This is a genomic window from Nocardia sp. NPDC059154 (assembly GCF_042755705.1).
Classification (GTDB): domain Bacteria; phylum Actinomycetota; class Actinomycetes; order Mycobacteriales; family Mycobacteriaceae; genus Nocardia.
Map to the genome: position 1 here is coordinate 21,485 of NZ_JBHZCS010000061.1, position 25,420 is coordinate 46,904.

The window sequence follows — 25,420 nt, forward strand, 5'->3', positions numbered from 1 at the left end:
CATCGAGTGGCCACTCATTTTGAGATTTGGCCACGACTTTCGAGACCCTACAAACGTCGTGATGCGCGCGGGTGCTGACCGCACTTCACCCCTGGCCTTCTAACCTACGGTGCCGTAACCTACGGAACCGTAGGTAACAGGTGCCTCATAGGCACCACATGCAACACGCGTCACAGCCCCTTCTACGTCGCGTCGCATTCGGCGGCGGGCCGGGGGAGTGCCGCGGGAACGAGGAATTTCGGACATGCAGTTGAAGACCTTGATGGGGGCGGTAGCGCTGGGCGCGGCGGCAGGGATCGGTTTGCCGTCGGTGGCGCATGCCGAGGTCATCACCCTGGCCCCGCACCAGCGGGATATCGACACTGACGACGGCTGGCACGTGAGCCTGCTGCTCGATGACGAGAGTTGGAACAAGGTGCCCCCGACCAACCGGGCCGGCACCAGCCGTGAGGGGTTCGGGTCGTTGCACGCCCAGGTCCAGGTCAGCGGCCACGGGGCGCCGTTGGACGGGGCTCAGGTGCAGGTCGGGTACGTGATCGGCTGCTTTGTGAACCTCAACTCGGTGAACGTCAGCGCGAGCGCCTCGGTCTCCCCGAGCGGCAGCATCGAACCCGGGTTCCCGGTGCCGGTCATTCCCAAGGGGCAGATCGGCGCGAGTTTCGGCCCGACCGTCAACGCGTCGGTGTCTCCCGGCGAGATCAAGACCTACCCCGTCTCAGCGAAGACGCTCGAGGCGGCCGAGACGAGTCTGCGGGTCCGCGAAACCCACATGGCGATCGACGATTGCCTCGGCCCCGCCGAGGTCCGAGCGTTCGCGTCGCTGTCGATCGACTCGAAGGCAGGTAAGGACTCGACCGTGGTCTACGGCGATCCTTTCCCCATCTGAAGGACTGAAATCCCGTGCAGCACAGGCATTTCGCGTTTCTGACGCTAGCCGTCGCGGCGGTCACGGCCGGGCTTGCGGTCGCGTCGGTGTCCGCGGCCACACCCGATCCCATGCACCCGACAACCACGGTGACGACGCCGCCGACCACGGTGTCGTCGACCGGCGGTCCGCCGACCACGACGCCGCCGACCACGACGCCGCCGGCTCGTGGTGGCGGCTTCGTTCCCACGCCGTCGACCTCGACGACCGCACCGACCACCACAACCAAGAAGCCTGCGGCGGCCGGTGTGCTGCCCGGACTCGCACTCGACCCGGGTGCCCCGGCGGCCCCGCCCGCGAGCTGGGCTCCCTGACAGTCCGATCCTCAGCCGAACGCGCTTGGCGCAGTGCCGATCACCCCGATCCGTCGGGACCACGTAGGAGGAAAACCCCCCATGACCTTGCTCCAGCTGATTCTCGCCTTCGTCCAGCTGGCGACCAATCCCGGCAGCGCGAGCAGCTCCGGCAGCGCGTCCACCCTGAGCTCCTCCGGCAGCTGACCGGAGGCCACTGGCGGCCCCGCACCCTGTGTGGTTCTCCCACCTCCACTCAGGGGGCGGGGCCGCTGCCCTGCGCCTGCCGACCAGGGGGCGCGCTATCGCCGTACGTTGTTTGGAGGAAGTCCCGCTATGACCGCCGTGACCACTCCCGTCGAACCCCGGCGGGGAATTGATCGCTTGCAGCGCACGCCCCTGACGTCCGACAACGGTGTGTTGTGGCGCGAGTTGGGCCTGATCACCATGGGTTTCCAGCTCGCTCCGTCGTTTCTGCTGGCGTGCATGCACCCGGCGTTCTCCGCGGTCGCCGAGCAGCGCGGAGCCCGGTTCCGCACCGATCCGACCGGGCGGGCCGCCAGGGCAGCGGCGTCGGTGTTGACCTCCGTGTATGGGGGAGAGGAAGCCCTCGCCGAAACCGAGCGTCTGCGCAAAGCGCACAAGGACCTTTCGGCCACGGCCGCCGACGGCACCACGATCCATGCCCTGCACAGCAACGTGTGGGCGTGGGTCATGCACGCCACCGTGTACTCGATCATGGTGCGCCTCGACTACTTCGGCCAAGGCATGAGCGGCGCCGAGCTCGAGCAGTTCTATCAGCGCGACTGCGTGGCCCTGATGCGGATGCTGCACGTCGCGCCGAAGGAGATACCCCCGACCTACCACCAATGGCGCAGCGAATTCGACGATTACGTCGCCACCGGACTGGAGGCGACGGTCACCGCACGCGATTACTGGCAGCTCATCGGGATCCTTCCGGCCCCGTCCGCGCTGCCCGCGCCGCTGCGGGCGCTGTGGCCGGCCCTTGTCGCGCCGTACCGCAGGCTGCTCGTGTTCGCCGCCCGCGGCATGCTGCCGCCCGCGGCTCGCGCCAAGCTCGGGCTTTCGTTCAGCAGCCGGGACGAACGCAGGCTCCGGCTGCTCGGCCGGCTGGTCGGCGGTGCGGTCGGGTTGATGCCCGAACGGCTGCGTTACCTGCCCATCGCCTATGAGGCCCGCCGCGCCGACCGCGCCGCACACGCCCTGCAAGCCATCCTCACCCAGCGGCCGCGCTGAGACCACACGGCCAGCCAAATCCTGCCGGACCGAATGCTGCTGCCGCACAACTGATGACGGACATTCCGGCTGTCTCGATGCCACGCCCATGTGCCCGGTGGACGTCGAGCCTGACCCGGCACACCCGCAGAAGGGAAAATCCCATGGCCACGCCATCCATCGTGTCGGGCTCACGCCCGTTGTTCGGGCACGCTCGCGAATTCGGCCGCCAGCCCGAGGCCGTGCTCGAGCGGGGCCTGACCGAGTATGCGGGCGCGCCGTTCCAGATCGATGTGGTCGGTCAGAAGATCATCGTGTTGCTCGACCCCGAGCATGTCCGAATCTTCTTCCGGGACAGGCGATTGACTCATCGTGGCGCTATGCCGTTCTTCGAGCGCATGTTCATGAAGGATTTCTTCTCGATGGCGCCCGAGCCGCAGTATCGTCGCCAGCGCGGGCTCGTCGAGCCGCTGTTCGACCACTCCGCGGTCAGCAGCTACATTCCCACCATCGCCGCCGAGACCCGCCGGTTCATCGAATCGCTGGGTGAGGAAGGCGAGTTCGATGTCAACGACGCCCTGGGCCCGCTGATCTTGCGGATCGCGGCCGTCTCGTTCATCTCGCCTGCGGTGGCCGATGACATGGATTTGGATTTCTTCCGAAAGTTCAGGGCGTTTTCCGAGGGCATGTCCTTTGCCCCGGGCTGGATCCCCAGCGGACGGAACCGTAGAAGTCGCCGCGCTGGAAGAGAACTCAAGGCCGCGCTGCGGGTCCTGATCGCCAGCCGCCGCGAGAATCCGCTGCCCGAGCCCGACATCATCCAGGCCCTCGCATCGCGGACCTACGACGACGGCGCGGCCGTGGAGGACGAGGTCATCGAGTGCCTGCTCCTGGTTTTGGCCTGGGCCGCGCACGAGACCACCTCGGCCATGGTCGCGTGGATGCTCACCGACCTGCTGCAGCATCCGGACCTCCTCGCCCGCGCCCGCGGTGAAGCCGAACAGGCCCTGGCCACGGGCCCGCTCGACCGCGGCGCGATCGACGCGATGCCGTTCCTGCGGGCCTGCCTCGACGAAACCGAGAACTGGCACGCGATCTCACCGGTGCTGCTGCGCCGCGCCACCGCCGACCTCACCATCGGCGACTACGAAATCCCCGCCGGCGCAATGGTGATGACCGCGCCCACGATGACCCACCGCCTGGTCGAGGGACTCAACGACCCGGTCGGCTACACCCCGGAGCGGTTCCTCGGCCCGGATGCGAAGAATCTGCGCCTCAACCTGCTCGGATTCGGCGCGGGCACACACCGGTGCCTCGGTAAACCGGTTGCGCAGCAGGAGATCCCCCTGATCGTGGGCCTTCTGCTGTGTGCCTTCGACATGAAACTCACCACGGGCGCCCCGCAGCCGGTGCAGGGTGCGGCTGGATCCAAATGGCCCGCGAGTCCGTGCCGGGTCGCCTACCGACGCCGCTCCGGAACTGCAGGACATCCGGCGCAGACATCCGCCTGAAGCCTGCTCAGGCCGTGGCCGAGTCCGCGGGTAGCGAACGAGGCGGCTATACAGCTACCTCAACGTGGTCGAACTCGCCCGCGCGGACCCCGTCGCAGAACGCGGTCCACTCTTGAGGTGTGTAGGTGAGTGTGATTGCGCCAGAACGGATTGACGCGCCTCCGTCGGCTGCGTAGGCGATAGCGGGAAGTCCGTCATGTCCTGCGGCAGCTCGGTTCTCGACCGCTTCGAGGAACTCCGCCCACTGTTCGGCCGCAACGGCGACGATGGGTTGCTGGGCTGTGTCGTTGCGGAGGTCGCGGAGGTACTTGCTGTCACGGATGAGCACCGCCTCTCCGGTGAATGAGACCTCCACACAGCTCGACGAAGAGCTCGAGAATGTCGCCTTGAACCAGTGCTGCGCGGGGCTGCCAATCATGTCGGAAATCCTACTCACCTGCTGTTTTGTTCCTAATCTGCGAGTTGTTCGAGGAGACTCAGGGATTCTTCCTGGCCGAGCGCTTCGCTTTGAAGGTGACCGAAGACGATTCCCATGTTCCGCACCCGCTCCTGATCTTCGACCAGCTCGTCATAGGTGGGAACCTCGCTCCACCCGAGCGTCGGCAATCTCGGGCGGGCGAAGTCGAGGATGTGAAAAGTCGAGCATCCGCGGATCGCACCGACATGGCTGGTGAATGGCAGTACTCGGAAGTCGATCGTGGATTGGTGATCTTTGACCATCGCGATCAAGTGCCGCAGCTGATTTCGTAGAACTTCGGGTCCGCCGGTCTGCTGACGGAGCGCCGCCTCGCTGACTACCACGTTGAGGCGCAACGGATCCTCGCCCTGGAGACGTTTCTGGCGCTCCATGCGAGCATCAATGCGCTGCTGAACTTCGATTTGCCGGATGAAGGCCGTATCGCCGGTGATCAGCGTGCGCGCGTATTCCTCGGTTTGCAACAGTCCCGGGATGAGAAGCGACTCGACAGTGCTGATCTCCTCGGCACCGTATTCCATGCCGAACAACCTGAGCTGCTGATCGCTGAACAGGCCCTCGTACTCCGACCACCAGCCGCGCTCGCGGGCCAGCTGACGCAGCCCCACGAGTTCTGCTTGCTCCTCATCGGTGAAGCTCAGAAATTGAAGCAGCTGCACGAGTTTGTCTTCGGACAGGATCCGCTGATCGCGCTCGACCTTCGGCCAATACGTGGAGGAGAAACTCAGCGCCTTCGCGATCTGCGGGCCGGTGATGCCCAACTCGTCGCGTCGCCGGCGAGTCCGATGCGACAGTTCCCACCGCGCTACAGCTGGTGACCTCGGCGCCATCGCAGTCGATCTCCCTTCCTCCCGGGTCGCAGCTCCGTCACTGTAACATCCACCCAAGAATGACAGCTGTCATGCCGTCTGCACAGGAACTATCCGGAACAGCTTGACGCACTAGTGCGCGGGCTCTAGCCTCTCAAGTGTCCCCAGTCACACCAGCCAGACAGGTGGCCTCGCAGATCAAGAGGTGGTGACCATGCAGTCCATTGCCGCCCCCGGTTCGGGCAGCATTCGCGTCTCTCCCGAGCACTCGCGACCGTCATCGACCTGCGATGACGGTCCCGGCGATCGCCGACGGTGACACCGTCCTGCGCGAGGTGATCGACGGATTCCCCGAAGCAGCAGGCATTCGCGCACAGCACATGTGAAGTTCTCGAACAAAGGGGTGGTATCGCGATGGGGCTGAGACCGCTGACACACGGTTACCTGCGCGAGGAGTTAGTGGAGGGCCGCGTCGACGATGGCGTCCGGCAGATGCGCGAGTGCGCTGAGGGCGAGGCGTGCGACCCTTCCTATCCCTTCTGCGAGCGGGGTTCGCATACCAGTGTGTTACCGACGGCCGGCATGCTCGCTCTGAATGCGCTCAGCGGCACACCCTTACATAGCGGGAAGCCCGAAAACATCTGGGGCACACACGCGCACCACGGGCCGGGCTATCTCGCCGCCCGGGCCGCACATGCTCGCCTGTCCGTTGCCGATGACGAGGCACGCTGATGTTCATCGCTGACGGACTGCCGCCGAAGGATCTGAACTCGCGCGGGGTGCACGCGTTCGGGTTGGTGTGGTGCCGCAGCAGCACCAACCTGCAGGCCGACAAGGACCTCGTGCGAGAGTTCATTAAGGCCAAGGGCTGGAACCCGCCGCCGATGTCCTACGTCCACCCTGTGCTCGAGGTGGTGGCAGTCGGATGGGAAGACCCCACGGCACTGGACACAGTCCTGCTCCACTGCGCCTATAGCGGATGCCATGTCGTGGTGGTTCCCAACTTCCGGCATTTGCCGGACGGCGGCAGCATCGTGCGGGGGGTCATCACCATCGTCTGCGCCACCACTGGAGAGGTGATGGCCCGCCGCAGCCATGAAGCGCAGTTGCGTCGCATCGCCGGCGTTGACGACGCCGCACCCCTGAGCGGGGTTCCAGACGCAGAGAACCAGCCATGACAGGAAGCTATGCATCCCGCGCGCCCCCGGGCGAAGGCGGCGGGGATTCAGCGTGCAGGCTGTTGCCCCGCCGTCGCGCGAACCGGTCATCTCAACCAATCCACCCTCCAGTGTGAAGGACAACAGTCATGTCGGATACCTCTGTTACCTCTGTGCACGAAAACGACTGGCGCAAGTCGACCTTTTCCAACGCCAGTGGCAACTGCGTCGAGATCAAGCCGCTCCCCGATGGCGGATGGCAGGTCCGCGATTCCAAGGACGAGGGCCGCGGCCCGGTCCTGACCTTCGACCTCGGTGAGGTCGACGCCTTCAAGAAGGGCTTGATCGCCGGAGAGTTCTAGCTCGCCGCCCAACTGTGCGGGGTGCTGGTGCCCGGCACCCCGCGCTTCGGCGGTAGGCGGCACCGCGCGTGCCCAGCGGTGGAAGCCGCCTACCGCCGACACGGAACTCGCAGATCACACAGCGCGGGAACCGCTCCGGCACCAGCGAAAGAGAATCTGATGAAAACCGGACTACCCCAACGAATTCCAGGCGTCCGCCTCGCCGAGCTCGGTGTGCGGGAGGAGGAACCGTCGCAGTTTGACGTGGCCCAGGTCGGCGACAAGATCTTCGCCTATTTCGGCGAGGGTCATTCCGTCGGTCTCCGATGCGGCCGCGTTCGCACCGAGGCCGACGATCTCCTCTTCACTGATCGGACAGAAGTCTCCGTGCAGCCGCCGTCGGTGGAGGTGATGCGGCGGGTGATCGCGGCGCTGAAGGGACGCGATCCGGAGCCGACGACACCGCCGCAGCGGCGGACACCGACCGAGTGATCCAGGAGCCGCACCGTGCATTCCTATTGGGCCCCCGTGCATTACCGCACTCCCCGCTTGGCCGACGAGGCGCGATTTGGATACGCGCAGTACGCGCGCACGCACGACTATCTTCTCGGGGGCAAAAACAGCTACGCGGAGGACCGCGATCTCGGTGAGCGCCTGCTGTTGGTGTTCCCCGATTTGCGTGAAAGCTTGTGGGCCTCACGGGAATTCCAGCTACGCGCGACACGCGGACTGGCGGCCGAGGGTGTCGGGCAGTTCCTCGAGCTCGGCGCCGGGTATCCGTCGAATTCGTGGGCAGTGCACACTGTCGCCCGCGAGGTCAACCCGGAGGCGAAGGTGTTGTATGTGGACTTCGATCCAATCGTCGCCGCCCACCACCGCGCCTTCGGTATTGCCGACGACACCGACTTCCTGGAAGCCGACATCACCGACACCGTAGGCCTGATAGAGCAAGCGCGCCCGATACTGGATTTCGGTGCGCCGATGGTCGTTTCACTGTGCGGAGTGCTCGAGCACATCGAGAACGCCGCAGCCGTCGTGCGCACCCTGTCCACTGCGGTTGCGCCTGGATCCTTCCTGGTGATCAGCCACATCGTCACCGACAGCGACGAGCAACTCGTCGAAGCCATTGCGGCGCAGTACCGGAATCGTGGACTGCACTTTCACCCTCGATCCAGTGGCGACCTCAGCGCGATGTTCTCCGGACGCGGACTCGTCGTGCCCGGCATGATCCAGCCCGACCGCTGGCACGTCATCGACGACGGCCCACTCCCAGTCGATCGAGAGCAACTGGACGGGCCCGCGCACACCGAATTGCACTGCAGGGCCACGATCGGGCGCCGCCTTGCCGAGTGAGGTTGCCAGGGTGCGAACGCAAGGGCCGATTCCTGAGAATCCACCGGCGTACCGGCCCCATGACCTGCGTCGAATGCTGTTGCGACAGTCGAGGCTGGGATCGAGGCAGACCCTGCCTGCCTCGCACCCTGACCGCCGCCGCGCGCTGGCGGATTGGAGAGCGGTCGTCGGGCCGGCGAGTCGCCGGTCGCGACAGTGCCGATTTCGGGGCGCGGTCGAAGCTTTCCTGACAACGGCGAGAGGGCGAATGAGTGAATGACGGTACGGCAGAAGCACGAGCGGCAGCACGCTGGTGGGCGCATCAGTTCCGTGGGGACCTCGACAAGGCACCGATTGTCGTAGACGGCAGGATCATCGAGGTGACGGCATCGCCGACCGCGCAGGAAGTGGCCCGGTTCTGGCAGTGCTTGGAGACGACTTTGCTGGAGTTGATCCGGTCTCCGGGGTGGGCCTGGCCGCAGCCGCGAGCTGAGCGAATGAAGGGCGACGAGCGACCATTCCGGTGCCTGTGTACTGGCTGGTCCGAGGTGGACGACGTCCTGAGAGCGGCGTTGGCGGCGGCTGGCTTCTCCACGCCCGGGATGACGCTTCTGCCGTTGCACACGACCATGTGGATCGACCCCGGTGCCGTCACCTTCACAACCGGGGACTCGTTCGCTGTGCAAATGGTGGCGCTGGACGTGTGAAACTGCCGCTGGCCACTATGGCAGCGCTTCATGACGGAAGCCAACCGTCTCCCCACCGGCAACTGGTTAAGAATGAGTAGCTGTGCCTGATGACCTGTCGTTTGGGCGAGTACGTCATTGCCTGCCGCATAGCCCTGGGCATGCGAGAGCGGCGGAGCTGAACCCACCTACCACGACCTGGGAGATGGCGACGAAGGCGATATTGTGGCGGCCAACCGGGCACCGCTTTCACCTGCCCCTTGACAGAAGATGCCTACATATCGTAGCCGTCCTGCGGCCAGAGATTGGCAGCAGGCGCTGCTCTATGCGTACTTGCCCCAACGCATCTGGGTGTCTCCTGCGCGTAGCGATGCGAGGCGGCGGGCCTGTTCTGCAGCCACCGCAGGGCGGTGGCGCAGGTCCGGGAGCACGCTGGTAACCATGACCAGCTCACGAAGTGCGGCCAGGATCGGCCAATGCGGGTCATTGCGGACATCGATGCCGTAGGCGTCGGCGAACTCACGGTAGAAGTCAGGTCGAGCGAATCGCGTTGCGCCGACGGCCTGCGGGACGAGATCCCATGCGAGCGGCCCGATGCCGAGTTCGTCGAGGTCGCAGAGAACGATCCGGCCGGAGCCGTCGGCGAGGAGATTTCCGGTGTGTGGGTCACCGTGGATGACCCCCAGCGGCATCGAGGTCTCCGCCTCGCGGTAGAGCTCCTCGACGGCTAGCCATCGCTTTTCCAACCAGCGGTGATCGTCCTGTGAGAGGAAGGTTCCGGCTTCGTCGAGGCGTTGACGGGCAGTGGTGAATGGATCCCAGGGCTCGAGCACATTCGCGTCCGGCGTCAAGTCGTGAAGTTCCCGTAGCGGGGCGGCGAGTTGCTGTGGTGACCAGGTGTCGCGGATGGTGAGTTCTGGCCAGAAGGTGACTATGTGTTCGCCGACGGTGATCGGCTGGTCGACGTCGAGCAGGGGAGTGGTTGGTGCGCCACGGCTGGTCAGCCATTGGGCCGCGGCGACCTGCCGGTGCCCGCGGGGGGTTGCCGCGTGGCCGGTGCCGATGCGGGCGATGACGGGGGTTCGGAGGCGGTAGACGGCATTGACGGTGTATTTGATCAGCGTGGCGCCGTGGGCGGACAGCCCGACCTGCGTGCAGGCTGTGCTGAGCACTGCCTGCAGCTGTTCGGCTCGGTCGGTGGACAGTGTCGTCGACACGGCGGCCATCCTAAACCGGCATCCAGGCCGGGGCGATCGGCCTGGGTAGTGCGGGCACCGTCAGTTGGTGTACCTGATGGCGCAGTTCGCGGACATCTGCGTAGCGACGAAATGGCTTGGCGGTCACTGCCATTGTCTGTAGCCGACTGAGAGCGCGAGCACTGGAAATTTCGGTCGCGAGCGTGAGAGCTGATGCCGAGGATTCGACCGCGGCGCGGACTTCGCCGAGACGGAATAGGCATGCGGCCGTCGTCGCGTGGTCGAAGAGGATCGAGCGTGCGGGGCGGTCGGGGGTGGTTGAGGCCAGTGAGGATTGGGCCAGTTGTAGGGCGCGTCCGGCGTACTTTTCCGCGGTATGGGGATCGTCGCCGGCGGTGGCGATGGCCAGTTCGTGCCACACGACCGCGCCCAGGCCAGCGAACTCGCCGCCGGTGAGGAACACCTTCGTCCATGGTTCGATGGGTTCGACCTCGTGTGCGCGGGCGAGTTCGAATTCGGCGCGGGCGAGCGGATCACGGGTTTGGCGGTGGTCTCCTGTCATCGCGTATGCCCATGCTTGGTTGCCGAGCAGCCGTGCGGCCTCCACGCTGTTGGCGGCGTCTTGGGCGCAAATCTGCCCGTATTGGAACAGGCGCAGCGCCGTTCTTGGGTCGTGCTCGACGAGGCTGATCCGGCCTAGGACGTACAGGATCGACGCGGCGAGTCCCCGTTGACCGGTGCGTATGGCGTTGACCAGAGCCAGCGCCAGATATTGGCGGGCGCGTGTGTGGTCACCGATGTCGTGGAGTGCCCATCCGGCCAGCCGCGCGAGATCGGCGTCGGCGACCGCCATGGCTGCGGCAGTGGGCGAGGTGTCCGACATGTGTGTCAGGCCGCGAGTCCAATTGAGAAGGCTCACAGCGGTATCGGCGACGGCGAACCCGCCGCGCTGCTGGTCGAGCACTCGAAGCTTTCCTGTCATCGCCCGAACCAGTTCCACATCCATCGGCCCCGCAACGGCGGTCGGGCCAATTGGGCTGGGCGGTATCCAGGCCATCAATGCGGTGACCGAACCTTCTGTCACTGCTGCAGCGACTGCGGCGAGGAGCTGATCGGCGTTGCGGTTTCCGGCCACGGATGCTTGCGGGGCCGGGTTCGCGGAGTCGGTGCGGGCTGCGTCGGGCAGCGGGGCTCCCAGGAATGTCAGCGCCGCAAGGTAGTCCACTCCCGGATGCAGCAGCCCGCCGCGTTCCCATCGCGAGATTGCCTGCTGGTCACACCTGAGATCCAGCCCGAGTTTGGCGCCGGCATCTCGCACCTGAGCGGCGAAGTCTCCTTGAGACAAGTCCAACACGCGTTTGCGGAAATGCCGAATTTCAGTGGCCCACATCGAAGGTCGAGTTGGCAGTGCTGCAGGCACGGTGTCCTCCTCATGCTGCCCGAGAACTCAGGGTAGAGCCAGCGCAGTTTCAGTACCGCCTTGTTGGCGAAAACTCAACGGACAGTTCCGATATCGACATGGCCGGGGCCGCCGAGTGCATCGGAGGGAGGGAAATTCGCCGGGGCGGTTACGCGTGGATTTGTCACGAATCCGATGACGTATCTGACGTATTTCGTTGCCGTGGACTGGTGTGGCGGGTCGGGTCTTCACTGGAACGATGACCCCGCAAGGCTCGCTTGCTCGGTTGCGAGGTGGTCGGACTTGTTCGGGCACGCAGAAGGTCGGCCGGATCGGCGAGCAGGGGGCAGTGACGTGTATTGGACCCGAGGGAGGAACTCCAATGGCCAATTCGACTGAACTGGTTCTGGTTCGCCATGGGGAAGCGATCTGCAATGTCGAGGGTGTTGTCGGGGGAGAGCGGGGTTGTCGCGGTTTGTCGGCGCGTGGACGCGAGCAGGTGCATAGTCTGGCCAAATCGCTTGCGCAGGAGCATACGACCGCGCCGTTCGATGTGCTTATTGCCACGCCTCGCCGGCGGGTGCTCGAGTCGGCCGAGATCGTTTCGGCCGCAGTAGGTTTGGACGTCGTGGTCGACGCCGATCTACGCGGCCCCGATCACGGCGAGGCGGACGGGCGGCCGTGGACTGCAGTGAAAGCGGCGTTCGGCGGCCCCCCGCAATCCGACCCCGGGCGCTCGTACTCGATCGGCGGTGAGCCCTGGAACGCCTACCTCACCCGGACGGCGGGAGCCTTGCGGACGATCCTGAATCGGCATGCAGGCCAGCGGGTTCTGGTTGTTGCCCATGGCGAGACCGTCGAGTCCGCGCACACACTGCTGCTGGGCCTGCCTCCCGGAGCGTGTCGCGAAGTCCGCTTCACCGTGGGCCATGCCTCGCTGACACGGTGGCAGCGCCATGTGAACCGGTTCGGGCAGTGCTATTGGATTCTGGACAGCCACAATGACGTCAGCCATCTGCACGGTATGTGCGATGACAACGTCTGATCCGCTGACTCTGTGCCGCCAGCACATCGACCCGCAGGCGCAGCCGGTCGCCGCCGACCGGGGCGACGATCGGACGCTTCGGTGCATGACGCCCACCGCGGGCGGCGTCTTCGTCAAGGCCCACCGCCACCGCTCGCGCTACGACCGCGAACGGCGCGCCTACCGCCGGTGGGTGCCGACGCTCGCCCCGCACGCACCCCGGCTGCTCGGCGCAATCGACAACCCGCCGACACTGTTCCTTACCACGGTGGCGGGGGTCGCTGTCTCCAGCGCGGAGCTCGGCCTCGCAGACGAGCTGACCGCTCTGGCTCAGGCAGGTACCCTGCTGAACGCGTTCCATGCAGCCGAATCGGTCAGAGGGACGATCGATGTGGCAGCCTGGCTCGCTGAACGCGGCCGCGCGTGGCTTCGACTCGCCGAAGGCGTGATGTCCCGACGGGAGCGCAATGACATCGGCGCGCACCTTGCGTTGCTCGAGGCGCTCGACGTCGGTGCCGCGGTGCCGTGCCATCTCGATTTCACCCCGCAGAACATGATCTTCGACCGTGACCAGCAGATGCTGCACATCATCGACTTCGAGCATGCTCGATTCGATCTCGCCGCCCGCGATCTCGTGAGGTTGACCGACCGATACTTCCGTGACCGGCCGGAGCTGGCCGAGGCGTTCTTCTCCACCTACCCACCCGTGTCGGACCTCGACCGGCAAGTGATCGAGCACTGCACGGCCCTGGACCACCTCACGGCCTCGGTACGCGCAGCAGGGCTCCGCTTGCCCGACGCAGAACCCATCGATTCGCGCTGGTGAATAGCCAGCCCACCCACTGTTTCTCTCCACACCGCACAGCGGCAGGCCCTCACCGCCAAACGCGCGAGCGAGGACATGACCCGCTGCTGCCGGACGCTGGCTGAAGGAAGGCAGTTCACCATGTCCGAATTGCTCGACAGCGCCCTCACGCAGGCCTTGCTCGGCCGATCCGATTCCATAGACCCCGACTCTTCGAACGTCGCCGTGATCGGGTGTGGCTACGTAGGGCTCACCACCGCGGTCTGCCTGGCTTCGCTGGGCCATCACGTCGGGTGCATCGACACCGACGCCGAGCTGATCGACCACCTGGCGCGCGGCATGTGCCCGGCGGAAGAACCACACCTGCGTGACCTGCTGCAGAAGTCACTGCAGCACAACGCAATACGATTCAGCACTGACTCCACGGTGCTCGCTACCGCCGACATCATCATGATCTGCGTCGCGACGCCGCCACGGCGGGAATCCGACCAGCCCGACGTGGGATCGGTCTACGCCGCGCTACGGGCGGTCCGACGGCACGCCCGGCGCGGGTCGACGGTCGTCATCAAGTCGACGGTGCCGATCGGGACCGCTGAGCGGGCCCAGCAGATGCTGCGGGATCACAGTATTTCGGTGGTGGCCAATCCCGAGTTCCTTCGCGAGGGGCACGCGATCCTCGACTTCCTGCAGCCAGCGCGGATCGTCGTGGGTAGCGACGACCCCGAAGCCACCAAAGCCGTCCGCGCGCTCTACACCGGTCTGCCGTGCGAGATCGTCGAAACCAGCCCGGCCACTGCGGAGCTGGTGAAGTACGCAGCCAACGGATACCTGGCCGTGCGCCTGTCCTTCGTCAACGCCCTGGCCGAGGTGAGCGCGCGGTGCGGCGCCGACATCGACGCCTTGCTGACCGCGCTGGGCGCTGACCCGCGCATCGGACACGGTTATCTTCGTCCTGGGCCCGGTTGGGCCGGTCCGTGTCTGCCCAAGGACGCGCAGGCGTTGCGCGCGCAGGGTTTCCAGGTCGGGGTGTCACTCGGCGTGCTCGATGCCGCGATCAAGGCCAACGTCCACCATCAGCAACTGTGCGTCGCAGTGTTGGCCACCGCCCTTCCCGGCGGACTACAGGGGCGGCGCGTCGCGCTGTTCGGGTTGGCGTTCAAGGCCGGCACCAGCGATACCCGCGGATCGGCCGCGCATGCGGTAGCACGCAGGCTCAGTGACGCGGGAGCGATTGTCACCGGCCATGATCCGATGGCCGAGGCACCGCCGATAGGCGGAATCACGATCTGCGCAACGGCGTATGCCGCGGCGGAGGCTGCCGATGCGGTAATCGTGCTGAACGACGCAAACGACTATGCGGCGCTGGACTGGAACCGGGTCGCCGCCACGATGGCGGGTCAGATCGTTGTCGATGCTCGCCACTGTCTGGATCGAGACAGCGTAGCCAGCGCAGGGCTGCGCTGGGTCTCCGCGTTCAGCGCGGCGTCTGCGGTGAGGTCGGCATGATCGCGCCCGATCCTATGACCGGCAGGCCTCCGGTTCTCGTGTCAGCCGCTGGGCCGGCTCGGGTGATGGTGACCGGCGCGGCCGGTTTCATCGGATCGCATCTGGTCGATGCTCTACTCGCGCAAGGCCACGAAGTTGTCGCGTTGGATCGACGCAGTGCCGATCATCCCGTCGCTGTCCGCAATCTCGCTGCCGCGCTGAGCAATCCGCGGTTGTCGTTCCATCGGATCGATCTCAGCGCCGACGACGTGACAGGCCTTCTGCCCGAGGTCCGCACCGTGTTTCACCTCGCGGGAATCGGGGGCGTCCGGTCCTCGTGGGGGACGTCGTTCACCGACTACGCGATGGCGAACATCGTCGGCACCGAGCGGATCCTGACCGCGTGCGAAGCCATGGCGGTGCACCGGCTGGTGCTCGCGTCCTCGTCGAGTGTGTACGGCCAAGCCGAAGGCGCCAGCGACGAACAAGCCCCGACGCGGCCGTACTCCCCGTACGCGGTCAGCAAGCTTGCCGCCGAGAACCTGTGCGCCGCGCACTCGTCGCGCCGCTACACCGGGTTGGCGACCACAGTCGTGCGCTACTTCACCGTCTACGGGCCTCGCCAGCGCGCCGACATGGCTATCGCGCGTCTACTGGTCGCCGCGCTCACCGGTACGCCGTTCCATCTCTACGGCGACGGAACCCAGCAACGGGAGTTCACCTTCATCGACGATGCGGTGGCCGCAACCATCGCGGCAGCACAGACCGGCAATCACCATCTAGTCGTCAATGTCGGTGGCGGTCAAAGCATTTCGATGAAGTCGCTGATCGACACGGTGGGCCTGGTCACCGGGCGCCCCGTCCAACTCGAACAATGCCTGCCCATGGTCGGGGACGTGGACTGCACCAGCGCGGACTCCTCACTGGCACAACACCTCCTGGGCTATCACCCCCGCATCGACCTGGCCGAAGGGCTCCGCCGGCATGCGGCCTGGATGGCCGAGCTCGACGCCGCGGCCCTGTCCGAATTCACCGACTGAACCGAGATCCCACCATGCTCGTGCTCACCGCACCTTCAGCGAACCAGCTCTACACCGCCACCTGTCGCGCGGTCCTCGACACTGGGCTACCGGTGAGCCCGCGCGGCATGGCCACGACCGAAGTGCTCGGCGCACATCTGTGCCTGACCGATCCGCGGCGCCGATTCATCGACGTCGGCCCGCGCCGGCTCAATCCCGCCTTCGCCGTCGCTGAAGCTTTATGGATCTTGTCCGGCTCCGACGAGCCCTGGATCTACCGCTACAACCAGGCGCTCACCCAATTCAGCGACGACGGCATCCTGCAGGGTGCCTACGGGCCCCGCATGCGCGACTGGCACGGCATCGACCAACTCGAACACGTCCTTGCCCTGCTCCAACGCGATCCCGACACCCGCCAGGCCGTCATCCAGCTCTACGACCCGGCCCGCGACACCCGCGGGCACCGCGACGTGCCGTGCACCCTGAACTACCGCTTCCAGCTGCGGCGAGGCCGTCTGCGCATGCAAACCACCATGCGAAGCCAAGATCTGTGGCTCGGACTGCCCTACGACCTCTTCGCTGCCACCGTGCTGCACGAGCTGATGGCGGGCTGGCTCGGTGCCGAGCTGGGCGACTACCACCACCACATCGACTCCCTGCACCTGTACCAGCAGCACACCGGGCCCGCGCACAACCTCCCCGCGATACCACCGCCCTGCGACCAAATGCCTGCCGTGGCAGTCGAATGGCCGCATCTGGCCACCACCGTTGCCGACACCGTCAACAACTGGACCGCCGAACTACCCCAACCGTGGGCGTCGTTCGCGGCGATCCTGGCCAGCTATCGGGACTGGACCTCCGGACACCGCGACCGCGCCAGAACCTCGCTCCGCGGCGTCGACGACCCGCTCGCACGCGCCCTCGAACGCTGGTACGACCACCTATCCACCCACCCCCGACGCACGGAGATTTCCTCATGATCGGACCCGCAGTGCTCGGATTCTGCTCCGGCACACACGATTCGGCAGCTGCGCTGATCGTCGACAACCAGCTGAGAGGCTTCGCCGAAGAAGAACGACTCAACGGCGAAAAGCACACCAAACAATTCCCAGCCCTCGCCGTGCAATGGCTGCTCGACAGCCAACAACTCCCCGCCGACACCGTCGGCGCGGTCGCCTACAACTTCACCGCCAACAAATATCTGACCGCGCTGCGCCAGCTACCTCGCCAACTGCTCGATCCGGCGACCCGTCCCCGCGCGATACCCCGCGCCCGCAGCTTCGCCCACGTCGCGGCACGGACCCGCGCACGGACCCGCGACCTCGGGAATCGATTCCCGCGCGCGCAGGTGTGGTCCACACTGCATCACTACGCGCATGGGCTCTATGCCTTCGCCTCGTCGGGATACGACGAGGCCGCGGTCCTGGTGACCGACAGCCTCGGAGAAGTCCAGGCCACCACGGTCGGACACGCGCTGCGTCGCGCCGGCCACGGTTGCGGCTACCGGATCCTCGATGCCGGTTCCGATCCGGCGTCGCTGGGCTACGCCTACGGCGCGATCACCGAGCATCTGGGCTGGCGGCGCAGCGATGAGGAAGGCACGGTCATGGCGTTGGCCGCGCACGGCGACCCTGCCCGATTCCGGGACCTGATCCAACGAGCCATCATCATCACCGATACCGGGTTCGCGCTGGACCCCAAGCTGTTCGCGCTGCGGGTGATTTCCCGACGCTTCCCGCGCGTGACCGCGGAGTTCGCCGCAGCGACCTGCCCGCCGCGTCCGCCCGACGCACCGATCGAGCAGACGCATCGGGACCTGGCGGCGGCGCTGCAACAGCGAACCGAACAGGTCATGCTGCATCTGGCCCGCCGGGCCCGCGCCCTGACCAGCGCGCAACTGCTGTGCGTGTCCGGTGGTGTCGCGGCCAACTGCGTCGCGATCGGCAAGATCGTCGAAGCGGGCATCTTCGACGAGGTCCACGTGCCGCCCGCTCCGGGCGACTCCGGCACCGCCATCGGCGCGGCCCTGGCTGCCAATCTCGCAATGACCGGCCGCCTGGCCGACAATGTCGTCGGCCGTGCCTACCTCGGTCCGGCATGGCCGGACCTGGCCCTGCCACCCACACCGCGACCCGGGCTATCGGCAACCCGGCCGGCGGGCCCGGCGGCTGAGGTGCTCGCGCAGGAACTCGCGCGCGGCCAGATCGTCGGGCTGTTCCGGGGTGCTCTCGAAGCCGGCCCGCGTGCCCTGGGAAATCGGTCGATCCTCGCCTCGCCGCTGGACACCGATATCGTCGACAAGCTCAACGCCACAGTGAAGTTCCGGGAACCGTTCCGGCCGTTCGCGCCCGTCACTCTCGCCGCCACCGCGCCGGACTGGTTCACGCTGCCGCAGCTGTCTCCGTACATGTCGATCGCCGCGCCCGTCACCGACGCTGCCCGCGATCGAATTCCAGCAGTGGTCCACGCCAACGGCACCGCACGCGTGCAGACCGTCACCAGCGACAGCAACCCGTTCCTCGCCGAGGTCATCGGTCGGTTCGCCGCTCTGACGGGCGTACCCGTCCTGATCAATACCTCTCTCAACGTCAAGGGAAAGCCGATCTGCGGTAGCCCTGACATGGCCCTGGACTGCCTGATCGAGTCCGGCCTCGACGCGCTGCTGATCGAGGGCTGGCTGGTGCGCAAATGCTGATCGGCTACAGCTTCTGGGGGTTCCTCGGCGCGGGCGTCACCGACACTCCCGACGGCGGCCGCAGCCATCGCCGGATTCTCATCGACGGGCTCCGAGCCCGCGGCCACGACGTCGTGTTTCTCCAACGCGACCGCGACCGGCTCGACGCGAACCTCGACCTGACCGGGCACTACCGCTGGGACAACGGCTATCCACCCATCGACGCGCTGATGCTGGAATGGCGCTGGCCGATCCCGGGCCGCAACACCACCAACTGCGCCGCCCCCGGCCATACCTGCGATCTGCATCGGCAACAGCGCCTGCTGGACCACTACACCCGCACAAGGCGGGTACCGACCATCGTGTGGGACAAAGACCGCCAACTCCCCGCCGACGACCCACTGCGGTCCTCGGCTGCGGTCACCGTGTGCGAAGCAGCCCTGCACCCGACACCTGGTGCCGCATCGCTGTTGTTCCCGGTCGCCGACGACGTGCTCGACGCCGCCGATCCTGCCGCACTGGCAGCTCAGCCGCGCTGGCTCCCGCTGGCCTACGTCGGCAATCAGTACGACCGCGACGACGTCTTCGACCAATATTTCGCTCCGGCGGCGAGGAAGTGGCCGCACATCATCGCCGGGAAATGGCCCGACACCCGCCGTTGGCCGGACCTGACGTTCGTCGGTCGCGTGCCGTTCCACCACGTCAGCGAGATCTACTCCACCGCGACGGCCACTGTCCTGCTCCTGCCGGACCGGTATGGCGCAGTCGGACAGATGACGCAACGTCTGCCCGAAGCAGTTCTACAGGGTTGTCTGCCGCTGGCCCCGGGCACGATTCGCAACGCCGAACTGTTCACACCACCGCAGCTGCACGTCACCGATGGCAGGCGTGTCGCCGACACGCTGGCGTGGTTGATCAAGGCCACTGGAACCGAAACGCATGCCGATCTGATCAAGGAATGCCTGGTCCGACTGGAGATGTTCCGCCTGTCACGTCAGCTGAAGGTGCTCGATGATTTGCTCATATGACGCGGAGCGCGGTGTTGTGGCCTCTCGGGCGGCTACTCTCTGTGCCCGTGGACAGAATCGCAGTGATCGGATGCGGCGGCTCAGGCAAGACCCATTTGGCCAATCAGCTGGCCGCGCACCTAAGTCTGCCCCTGACCCATCTCGACGCGGTGTACTACGACGACAAGTGGAATCCCCTGCCGCCCAACGAGTTCGAGGCATTACAGCATCGACTGGTCGAGCCCCGTCGATGGCTGATCGAGGGCAACCACGCGTCCAGCATGGCCATCCGTCTCAAGGCCGCCACCACGGTGATCTTCCTGGATCTGCCGGCCATCACCTGCCTGGCTGGGATCCTGCAGCGACGCTGGCGCTACCACGGCGGTCAACACGCCAACGGCGTCTACGACCGAATCACGTGGAGCTTCATCCGCTACATCTGGGGCTACCGCACCACGATGCGCCCGAAAGTCGAATCCCTTCTCGGCGAACATGGAGACCATGCCGACCTGGTCGTACTCACCAGCCGCAAGGCGGTCAACGAGTACCTTGCTCGCGCTGTAACCGAGAGAGCCGACAAGCACTAGCGGCCGACGGCAGCGGGCACGGTGGGCCGCCGGCCGCGACCAGGGTCCCTTGCGACAGCTCGGGCATGGGTAGGTGACCGGGCATGGAGTTCCGCAAGTACTACCGAACGGATTCCTACGCCGACACCGCACGACGTCACTATCGCTGGTTACATCAATTGGATTCCGGCGTCCGGCTCCCCGTCCTCCTCGGGCAGGACGGCACAACACTGCTCTTCGAACACCTCGAGGGGCACGCGGTCGAACCTGACGACATGCGCTCTGCCGCAATCGTGTTGGGCAAGCTTCATGCCGCCGCACACCGCGAGTACCTCTCCAGCGCGCGCCTGGATCGACCATTCGTGGTCAGCAACGAACTGACCGTGGCCGACTTCCTCACGCCACGCCGATCCCTCAGCTCGCAAGTGCGCCGATTCCGGGCACTGCCGGTTGCCCTGTACAAGGACGCCAACGTGCGAAACTTCGTCGTACAGCCGACCGGAACTGCTGTCATCGACTTCGACGAGCTCACCCTGGCACCGTTCGGATACGACCTCGCCAAGCTCATCGTCAGCTGCGCAATGACCCACGGACATTTCGGTAGAACCAGAGTCAGATCCGCGCTCGATGGGTACAACAGCGAACTGCCGCCCTCCCTGCAATGTCCAGAAGATCGCCTGCGGCAGTATGCGACACTCCAGCACCTTCTTACTGCGCCTTATCAGGGCCGCCACGGATACCGGTACTCCTGGCTCGATGTCGACTCGTGGAGGTAGGGCCGCATCCGACACAAGAAGCGGCGGCTGTCCGACCTGAGCTCGTGGATGTCGCCTGCGGGGGTCGGGCAGCATCGGACATTGTCGATATATCGTAGTTATATCTAGTTATGCCGATAATGTGCGCTATGTCAACTTAAGTTGACGCAACTGTTAACAGCTGTGCGACCAAGCAAGCATCGTGTCGGCCCATCGCTCGGCGTCGAAAAGTTGGGTGTTGCTCAGACCGGTTGCCTCGCGCAGCGCTTGCGGATATGCCTGGTCGTAAACGCGATTCACGGCTGTGGCCATTTCGGGAGCCAACAGCATCCACTCGGCACAGATGCTTGTCGGAGTCCACATCATCCGGTCCGGCTCTTCGACTGCATCGAGAAGTCCGAGCGCGCGTAACCCGCGCCAGAGCGACACCCATCCCTGAGCGGACGTACCGTACGACGGCGGACAGTCGACGGCTAAGAGCGGCCGCGGCAGCGGGCTGGTCTGTATTCGTGCCATCAGCGGAAGTCCGAAAACTCGTGCGAAGTGGGCTCGATGGGTTCCATCACCACCTACCGCGAATATCGGCCCTGCCGGGCCTTCGACGCGTTCAAGTCGGACCGGCTTCTGGAAGTGGCCGGTCATGAACGTGTCGATCCACTCGTCAAGTCGGTCCGCTGCGGCGGCTTCGTACAGGAGCACACAAAACCAGGCCAGCGAACGCCGCCACGCCTCATCCCGATCGAATCGGCCCCACTGCACATGGTCCGGTGTGCTGACCACCAACACTGGGTCAACCCAGGCGACATAGTGGGCTTGCGCGCCGTCTTCGCCGCCAGGCGCCATGTCCGATCCGAAGGCGGAAATCAGCCGCGCCTGGGAGGACATCGAATTCACCTGTGCCACTCGCATATCGAGCCAGGTGCCAAGTTCGCGCCCTGGGTCTGGATCGCGCACGTAACGCATCCTCGCTGTTTGGGGGCCAGGTTCCGGCATCTCCGCAAGGAGAATCGACAAGGCATCGTGCAGGTGCAGGCGCTCTGGCCTGTGAACCACCCGCTGCAGGTGTTCGGCCCATCCCTCTGGGTCGCTGTCGAGCTCGGCTCCTCTCACGAGCGCGGCGTCGTAGAGCGCGACGACGTGTGAGACCTCGGGGCCCGTCATCGCTGCGCCGCTCATCCCGAGCCGCGCCAGGACGTCGTGCATCTCCTTCGTCGTGGCCGACCAGCCACGAAGAACCAGGTCTTCGTGACAGGCGGTGAAGACGCCTGAGTCTGCTCGTCGGATCATGGAGCCCCCTCGACTGCAGGACCGTCGGCCAAGGCAGGGCCGGCCCGGATAGATCACTCAGGCTACCGTGGGTTGCTGTGCCGTATATCGCTGCGGGCCGGGATATTTCGTCCCAGCCAAGTGATCACGGTAGCGAAGCAGGGCGCTGGTAGCGACAGTGATTCAGGCGAGATTCGGTCAACCCGAGAAATCTTGTCAGCCATCTAAATTCATCGCTGGACCCGTCGTCGATCCAGGGGTCCGACCTCAGCACAGTGCCACGTGCACCGGAGAGGTGTCGTTACCACGTCATCTCGTGAACCAGGTAGTCGCGTACTTCCGGAGACGTAGGCAGCGCGTTGTTGGTCTGCGGCAGCCGCAGCACGTTACAGTCGCCGCGGGTTGCCGCAGCCGCCACGACCAGCGAATCACCGTCACGGTGCCGTCCACGCCGATCCCCGTCGAATCGGGAGTGCTGCAGAAACCGTGGGACGCCGTCACTGATCCGCACGAACTGCAAGGTCGGGTGTCCCACTCCGACGATAGTGGTCAAAGCGCCGACATTCGCAGCGCGCATCCGCTGATTGTGTGCGAAGGCCTTCGCCGCCAATTCCGCGTTGCCGCCCAATGATTCGACATCCGCGCCGGTCAGCTCACGCAGGCTCGCCTCGGACTCCACGCAGGCGTAGGTCGGCAGCATCTCGTAGACCGCGGGCATGGTGCGCAACGCGCGAACGAGATCGCGGTGCCCGGGAATCTTGACCGCAGTGCCGGACAGATTCTGAAGTACACGCATGCTGCCCAGATACGGAGTGCCCAGCGTGTATGTCGTGCGCACGATGTCGCGGCCACCGAGCACACCGGTGAATGCCTGGGCGACAAGACCGCCGTATCCGTGCGCGATCAGCAGCAGCTCCGCATCCGGTCCTGCCTCGGGATGGGTTCGCCACCAGGCCAGATGATTCTCCGCGGCCTGAGCCAGCAGGGCCGCATTGTGCATCGACCCTAAACGCCAGTCATATGTGAACGTCAATACAGCTTCGGGCATCGGTGCCGCACGACGCAACGCGCGCAGCAACGAGGTGTAGGGATCGACCTTCCACACGCCTCCGATCGACAGTGCGACTGGATCGGCCGCGGTGAGAGGGACCTGCTCGCTGGGATTCTCCACACGCAGGTCCAGTGCACCAGAACCAGCCGCACTACGGAACAACGAACCAGGACGCAGACTCCACACCACGCGCCCGGAGTCCTGGTCCGTCAGTGTGCTGCCGGCGAACCCGGGCAGGACAACGATCGCGTCGCTGGTGCGCGCGGAGCGGGGCCGCGCGACGGTGAACGACGGGTTCCACTGCTCCGAAACCGCTTGGTCGGCAACCCGATCCGGATGCGCAGGTGTGTGCTCGATGCCGGTGTGGGCGGCTGCTCGTCGTTGCTCGTGACGATGCAGGACCGCGAGCAGCGCGTCCTTGGCGGTGTGGTCGAGGCGGTTCCGCTGCGGGATGAGGACCTTGTAGCCTCCGCCCGAGGTGCGTGCCACGTTCTCGGGAGCGATGTGCTGCCAATAGGCGCGCTCCTGCTCCACGTCATACAGGACCACCAGAACTGGAAGCGTATGCGAGAGCCAATACTTCACGTGCCGAGCGCGGGGCCGGAACATCCATCCCCGAGGTGTTGTGCTCTGCTCAGAGAACCAGCTGCGGCCGGCTTTGACCTGTACCGCGAACAACCTGCCGTCAGGACGGCCCTCACAGACCTCCACCTGGGCATCGATGCCGTAGTCCGCGCCCTTCTGTTCCCGGTACTTCCACCGCAGTTCGCGGATGACCAAAAGCCCTACACCCCATTCCCCCATCTGGCCGGTATCGTCGGTCGACGGAGAATCCTCCATGCGAGGCAGCGTAACCGGAGTCTCACACCGACGTCGTTGGTTCGATAACAGTCTCCGCAGCGCACACACCCGCGACGGCACCGACCGAGCGCGGCGAGCGGTACTCGCCTGTGGGGCGCCTGTGCACCGCCGGTGGTGCTTCTCCCAGGCACAACGATGCGCCAGCCATCAACTAGCACTGCCGGATGGTGGGATGCGATTCCTGCCGAAGCACTGGAACACGTGTGCGGGGCCTGAGCTGGCCCGGCCGGGTAACTTACGCTACCGTAGGTTGCCGCACCGAAAATCACTGCGAGCTGGGACGTTCGGTCCCCGGCTAGGAATGCTCGGTAGCGATGCTGGACGCCGGTAGCGACAGCGATTATCCAAGACCCTCCCGATCTACTCGGAATGTCTTGTCAGCCAGCGATATTCATCGCTGGTTTCGTCGTCGAACCAGGCGCCGGCTCTCAGCACGGTGCCACGTGCACCGGAGTACCTGCCAATGGCCTCTGTCTCGGCTCCCGCTCGTCATCTACGCCCGGCGCGGCACCCGCAGCCGCTGCCCCCCTTTCCGTTCGGGTGGTTCGCTGTTGCGGGCAGTGCGGATGTTCGGCCTGGGCAGGTCATCACGCGCCGCCTCGCGGGCCGTGACGTCGTTCTGACTCGCCTCCGATCGGGCCGTCTCGCGGTGTCCGAGTCCACATGTCCGCATCTCGGCGCCCATCTCGGCCAGGGCGGCACCGTGACCCCGGACGGGAACTTGCTGCGTTGTCCCTTCCACGGTTTCGAGTTCGACCTCACAGACGGCCGGTGCGCGGCAACGCCCCGCCCGTACGGTCCGCCGCCGCGCACCGCGCGGCTGGCGATGCTGCACGCGCGGGAGGTTCTCGGCACCATCTTGGTGTGGCACGGTCCCGACCGCGGCGACCCGCAGTGGGAAGTCGAGGACATCTCCGCGGATCCAGATGAGTGCTGGACACCGCTGCGGCACAACGTTATTCGCTTCACCGGAGGACATCCGCAAGAGGTATCCGAGAACTCGGTCGATCTCGGGCACCTGTCGATCCTGCATCAGTTCGGGGCCGTCACGGTCCGCCGCCCACTGGAAACGGATGGCCCGTATCTGCGCAGCGCCTACAGCGCACGCCTGGCCCGGGTGCCGGTCATCGGTCATTTGAACGTCGACTTCGACGTCTATGTAGACGGATTGGGCTTCAGCCATGTCGAGACTCGCCTACCCGACCTGGACCGCTTCCTCGGTTCCGGATGGGCTCTGCGTCAGCTGGTGATGCCGACCCCCACGGACGCCGGCACCCTCGAGTTGCGTCTGGCCGTCAGCGTCCGCCGACCCGACCGCCGACCGGGCTGGTTGTGGACGGCGATCGCCTACCTCATTCGGGCAGCGGTCATGGTGCGGTTCCGCGGAGAGGTGAACTCCGACCTGAAGATTTGGCGGCACAAGGCATACCTCGACCGGCCGACCCTCGCCGTCGGTGACGGGCCGATCGGACCCTACCGCCGCTGGGCCAAGCAGTTCTACCGCGAGAACGCGCCCGCCTCGGCCGACTGACCCCACTCGTTCACTC

General features: G+C 65.7%; 25 protein-coding genes. 19 read left to right on the top strand and 6 right to left on the bottom strand.

Going from position 1 to position 25,420, the window contains the following annotated elements:
• Window positions 1-244 precede the first annotated feature (244 nt).
• The 4 genes from ACFXN1_RS38115 (at window position 245) to ACFXN1_RS38130 (ending at window position 3,965) form a co-directional block, all read left to right on the top strand.
• The gene (locus tag ACFXN1_RS38115; protein WP_379440697.1) at window positions 245-886 is read left to right on the top strand and encodes an MspA family porin; all 642 of its coding nucleotides are present in this window, start codon (window positions 245-247) and stop codon (window positions 884-886) included.
• 14 nt (window positions 887-900) lie between these two features.
• The gene (locus tag ACFXN1_RS38120) at window positions 901-1,239 is read left to right on the top strand and encodes a hypothetical protein (protein ID WP_379440699.1); all 339 of its coding nucleotides are present in this window, start codon (window positions 901-903) and stop codon (window positions 1,237-1,239) included.
• Between the two features lie 315 nt (window positions 1,240-1,554).
• Window positions 1,555-2,475, top strand: a complete 921-nt coding sequence (locus ACFXN1_RS38125; protein ID WP_379440700.1) for an oxygenase MpaB family protein — start codon at window positions 1,555-1,557, stop codon at window positions 2,473-2,475.
• A gap of 143 nt (window positions 2,476-2,618) precedes the next feature.
• Window positions 2,619-3,965 (top strand): cytochrome P450, encoded by a 1,347-nt coding sequence (locus ACFXN1_RS38130; RefSeq protein ID WP_379440702.1) that lies wholly within the window; start codon window positions 2,619-2,621, stop codon window positions 3,963-3,965.
• 46 nt (window positions 3,966-4,011) lie between these two features.
• Here ACFXN1_RS38130 and ACFXN1_RS38135 read toward each other — a convergent pair whose 3' ends face one another.
• Together ACFXN1_RS38135 and ACFXN1_RS38140 are read right to left on the bottom strand one after the other, a co-directional pair.
• On the bottom strand, window positions 4,012-4,383 hold the full coding sequence (locus tag ACFXN1_RS38135; protein WP_379440704.1) for a DUF397 domain-containing protein: 372 nt from the start codon (window positions 4,381-4,383) through the stop codon (window positions 4,012-4,014).
• A 32-nt stretch (window positions 4,384-4,415) separates the two neighbouring features.
• Window positions 4,416-5,270, bottom strand: a complete 855-nt coding sequence (locus ACFXN1_RS38140; protein ID WP_379440705.1) for a helix-turn-helix domain-containing protein — start codon at window positions 5,268-5,270, stop codon at window positions 4,416-4,418.
• A 710-nt stretch (window positions 5,271-5,980) separates the two neighbouring features.
• Here ACFXN1_RS38140 and ACFXN1_RS38145 point away from each other — a divergent pair.
• The 5 genes from ACFXN1_RS38145 (at window position 5,981) to ACFXN1_RS38165 (ending at window position 8,786) form a co-directional block, all read left to right on the top strand.
• Entirely contained in the window at window positions 5,981-6,427 is a 447-nt protein-coding gene (locus ACFXN1_RS38145; protein WP_379440707.1) for a hypothetical protein, read from the top strand.
• A 128-nt stretch (window positions 6,428-6,555) separates the two neighbouring features.
• Window positions 6,556-6,768, top strand: coding sequence for a DUF397 domain-containing protein (locus ACFXN1_RS38150; protein ID WP_379440708.1), 213 nt, complete (start codon window positions 6,556-6,558; stop codon window positions 6,766-6,768).
• A gap of 213 nt (window positions 6,769-6,981) precedes the next feature.
• Window positions 6,982-7,239, top strand: a complete 258-nt coding sequence (locus ACFXN1_RS38155) for a hypothetical protein (RefSeq protein WP_379440710.1) — start codon at window positions 6,982-6,984, stop codon at window positions 7,237-7,239.
• A 15-nt stretch (window positions 7,240-7,254) separates the two neighbouring features.
• Window positions 7,255-8,100 carry an SAM-dependent methyltransferase gene (locus ACFXN1_RS38160; RefSeq protein WP_379440711.1) on the top strand — a complete coding sequence of 282 codons (846 nt, stop codon included), beginning with the start codon at window positions 7,255-7,257 and terminating at the stop codon, window positions 8,098-8,100.
• 251 nt (window positions 8,101-8,351) lie between these two features.
• Window positions 8,352-8,786 (top strand): hypothetical protein, encoded by a 435-nt coding sequence (locus ACFXN1_RS38165; RefSeq protein ID WP_379440713.1) that lies wholly within the window; start codon window positions 8,352-8,354, stop codon window positions 8,784-8,786.
• Window positions 8,787-9,088: 302 nt separating this feature from the next.
• On the opposite strand, the gene ACFXN1_RS38170 is transcribed toward ACFXN1_RS38165, so the two are convergent.
• The gene (locus ACFXN1_RS38170) at window positions 9,089-9,982 is read right to left on the bottom strand and encodes an aminoglycoside phosphotransferase family protein (RefSeq protein WP_379440714.1); all 894 of its coding nucleotides are present in this window, start codon (window positions 9,980-9,982) and stop codon (window positions 9,089-9,091) included.
• 10 nt (window positions 9,983-9,992) lie between these two features.
• A complete protein-coding gene (locus ACFXN1_RS38175; protein WP_379440716.1) occupies window positions 9,993-11,381 on the bottom strand; it encodes a hypothetical protein in 1,389 nt (462 codons plus the stop codon).
• A gap of 361 nt (window positions 11,382-11,742) precedes the next feature.
• Here ACFXN1_RS38175 and ACFXN1_RS38180 point away from each other — a divergent pair, with 361 nt between their 5' ends.
• The 9 genes from ACFXN1_RS38180 to ACFXN1_RS38220 all read left to right on the top strand — a co-directional run bounded on the left by ACFXN1_RS38180 (window position 11,743) and on the right by ACFXN1_RS38220 (window position 20,716).
• On the top strand, window positions 11,743-12,405 hold the full coding sequence (locus ACFXN1_RS38180) for a histidine phosphatase family protein (RefSeq protein ID WP_379440717.1): 663 nt from the start codon (window positions 11,743-11,745) through the stop codon (window positions 12,403-12,405).
• A complete protein-coding gene (locus ACFXN1_RS38185; RefSeq protein WP_379440719.1) occupies window positions 12,392-13,210 on the top strand; it encodes a phosphotransferase in 819 nt (272 codons plus the stop codon). Before ACFXN1_RS38180 ends, ACFXN1_RS38185 begins: the two co-directional genes overlap by 14 nt.
• Window positions 13,211-13,330: 120 nt before the next feature.
• The gene (locus ACFXN1_RS38190) at window positions 13,331-14,695 is read left to right on the top strand and encodes a UDP-glucose dehydrogenase family protein (protein WP_379440720.1); all 1,365 of its coding nucleotides are present in this window, start codon (window positions 13,331-13,333) and stop codon (window positions 14,693-14,695) included.
• A 65-nt stretch (window positions 14,696-14,760) separates the two neighbouring features.
• Window positions 14,761-15,714 (top strand): NAD-dependent epimerase/dehydratase family protein, encoded by a 954-nt coding sequence (locus ACFXN1_RS38195; RefSeq protein ID WP_379440722.1) that lies wholly within the window; start codon window positions 14,761-14,763, stop codon window positions 15,712-15,714.
• Between the two features lie 14 nt (window positions 15,715-15,728).
• Window positions 15,729-16,673 carry a thymidylate synthase gene (locus ACFXN1_RS38200; protein ID WP_379440724.1) on the top strand — a complete coding sequence of 315 codons (945 nt, stop codon included), beginning with the start codon at window positions 15,729-15,731 and terminating at the stop codon, window positions 16,671-16,673.
• Window positions 16,670-18,388, top strand: coding sequence for a carbamoyltransferase (locus ACFXN1_RS38205; RefSeq protein WP_379440725.1), 1,719 nt, complete (start codon window positions 16,670-16,672; stop codon window positions 18,386-18,388). Before ACFXN1_RS38200 ends, ACFXN1_RS38205 begins: the two co-directional genes overlap by 4 nt.
• Entirely contained in the window at window positions 18,382-19,395 is a 1,014-nt protein-coding gene (locus ACFXN1_RS38210) for a hypothetical protein (RefSeq protein WP_379440727.1), read from the top strand. The genes ACFXN1_RS38205 and ACFXN1_RS38210 overlap by 7 nt, the downstream gene beginning before the upstream one ends.
• Before the next feature lie 47 nt (window positions 19,396-19,442).
• Window positions 19,443-19,961, top strand: coding sequence for a hypothetical protein (locus ACFXN1_RS38215; RefSeq protein WP_379440728.1), 519 nt, complete (start codon window positions 19,443-19,445; stop codon window positions 19,959-19,961).
• A gap of 83 nt (window positions 19,962-20,044) precedes the next feature.
• Window positions 20,045-20,716, top strand: a complete 672-nt coding sequence (locus ACFXN1_RS38220; protein WP_379440730.1) for a phosphotransferase — start codon at window positions 20,045-20,047, stop codon at window positions 20,714-20,716.
• A gap of 153 nt (window positions 20,717-20,869) precedes the next feature.
• Here the strand turns inward: ACFXN1_RS38220 and ACFXN1_RS38225 are convergent, their stop codons facing one another.
• Both ACFXN1_RS38225 and ACFXN1_RS38230 read right to left on the bottom strand, forming a co-directional pair.
• On the bottom strand, window positions 20,870-21,982 hold the full coding sequence (locus ACFXN1_RS38225; protein ID WP_379440731.1) for a hypothetical protein: 1,113 nt from the start codon (window positions 21,980-21,982) through the stop codon (window positions 20,870-20,872).
• Window positions 21,983-22,262: 280 nt separating this feature from the next.
• A complete protein-coding gene (locus ACFXN1_RS38230; RefSeq protein WP_379440733.1) occupies window positions 22,263-23,852 on the bottom strand; it encodes a DUF4365 domain-containing protein in 1,590 nt (529 codons plus the stop codon).
• 484 nt (window positions 23,853-24,336) lie between these two features.
• Between ACFXN1_RS38230 and ACFXN1_RS38235 the strand changes: the two genes are divergently transcribed.
• A complete protein-coding gene (locus ACFXN1_RS38235) occupies window positions 24,337-25,404 on the top strand; it encodes a Rieske 2Fe-2S domain-containing protein (RefSeq protein ID WP_379440734.1) in 1,068 nt (355 codons plus the stop codon).
• The last annotated feature ends 16 nt before the right edge of the window (window positions 25,405-25,420 follow it).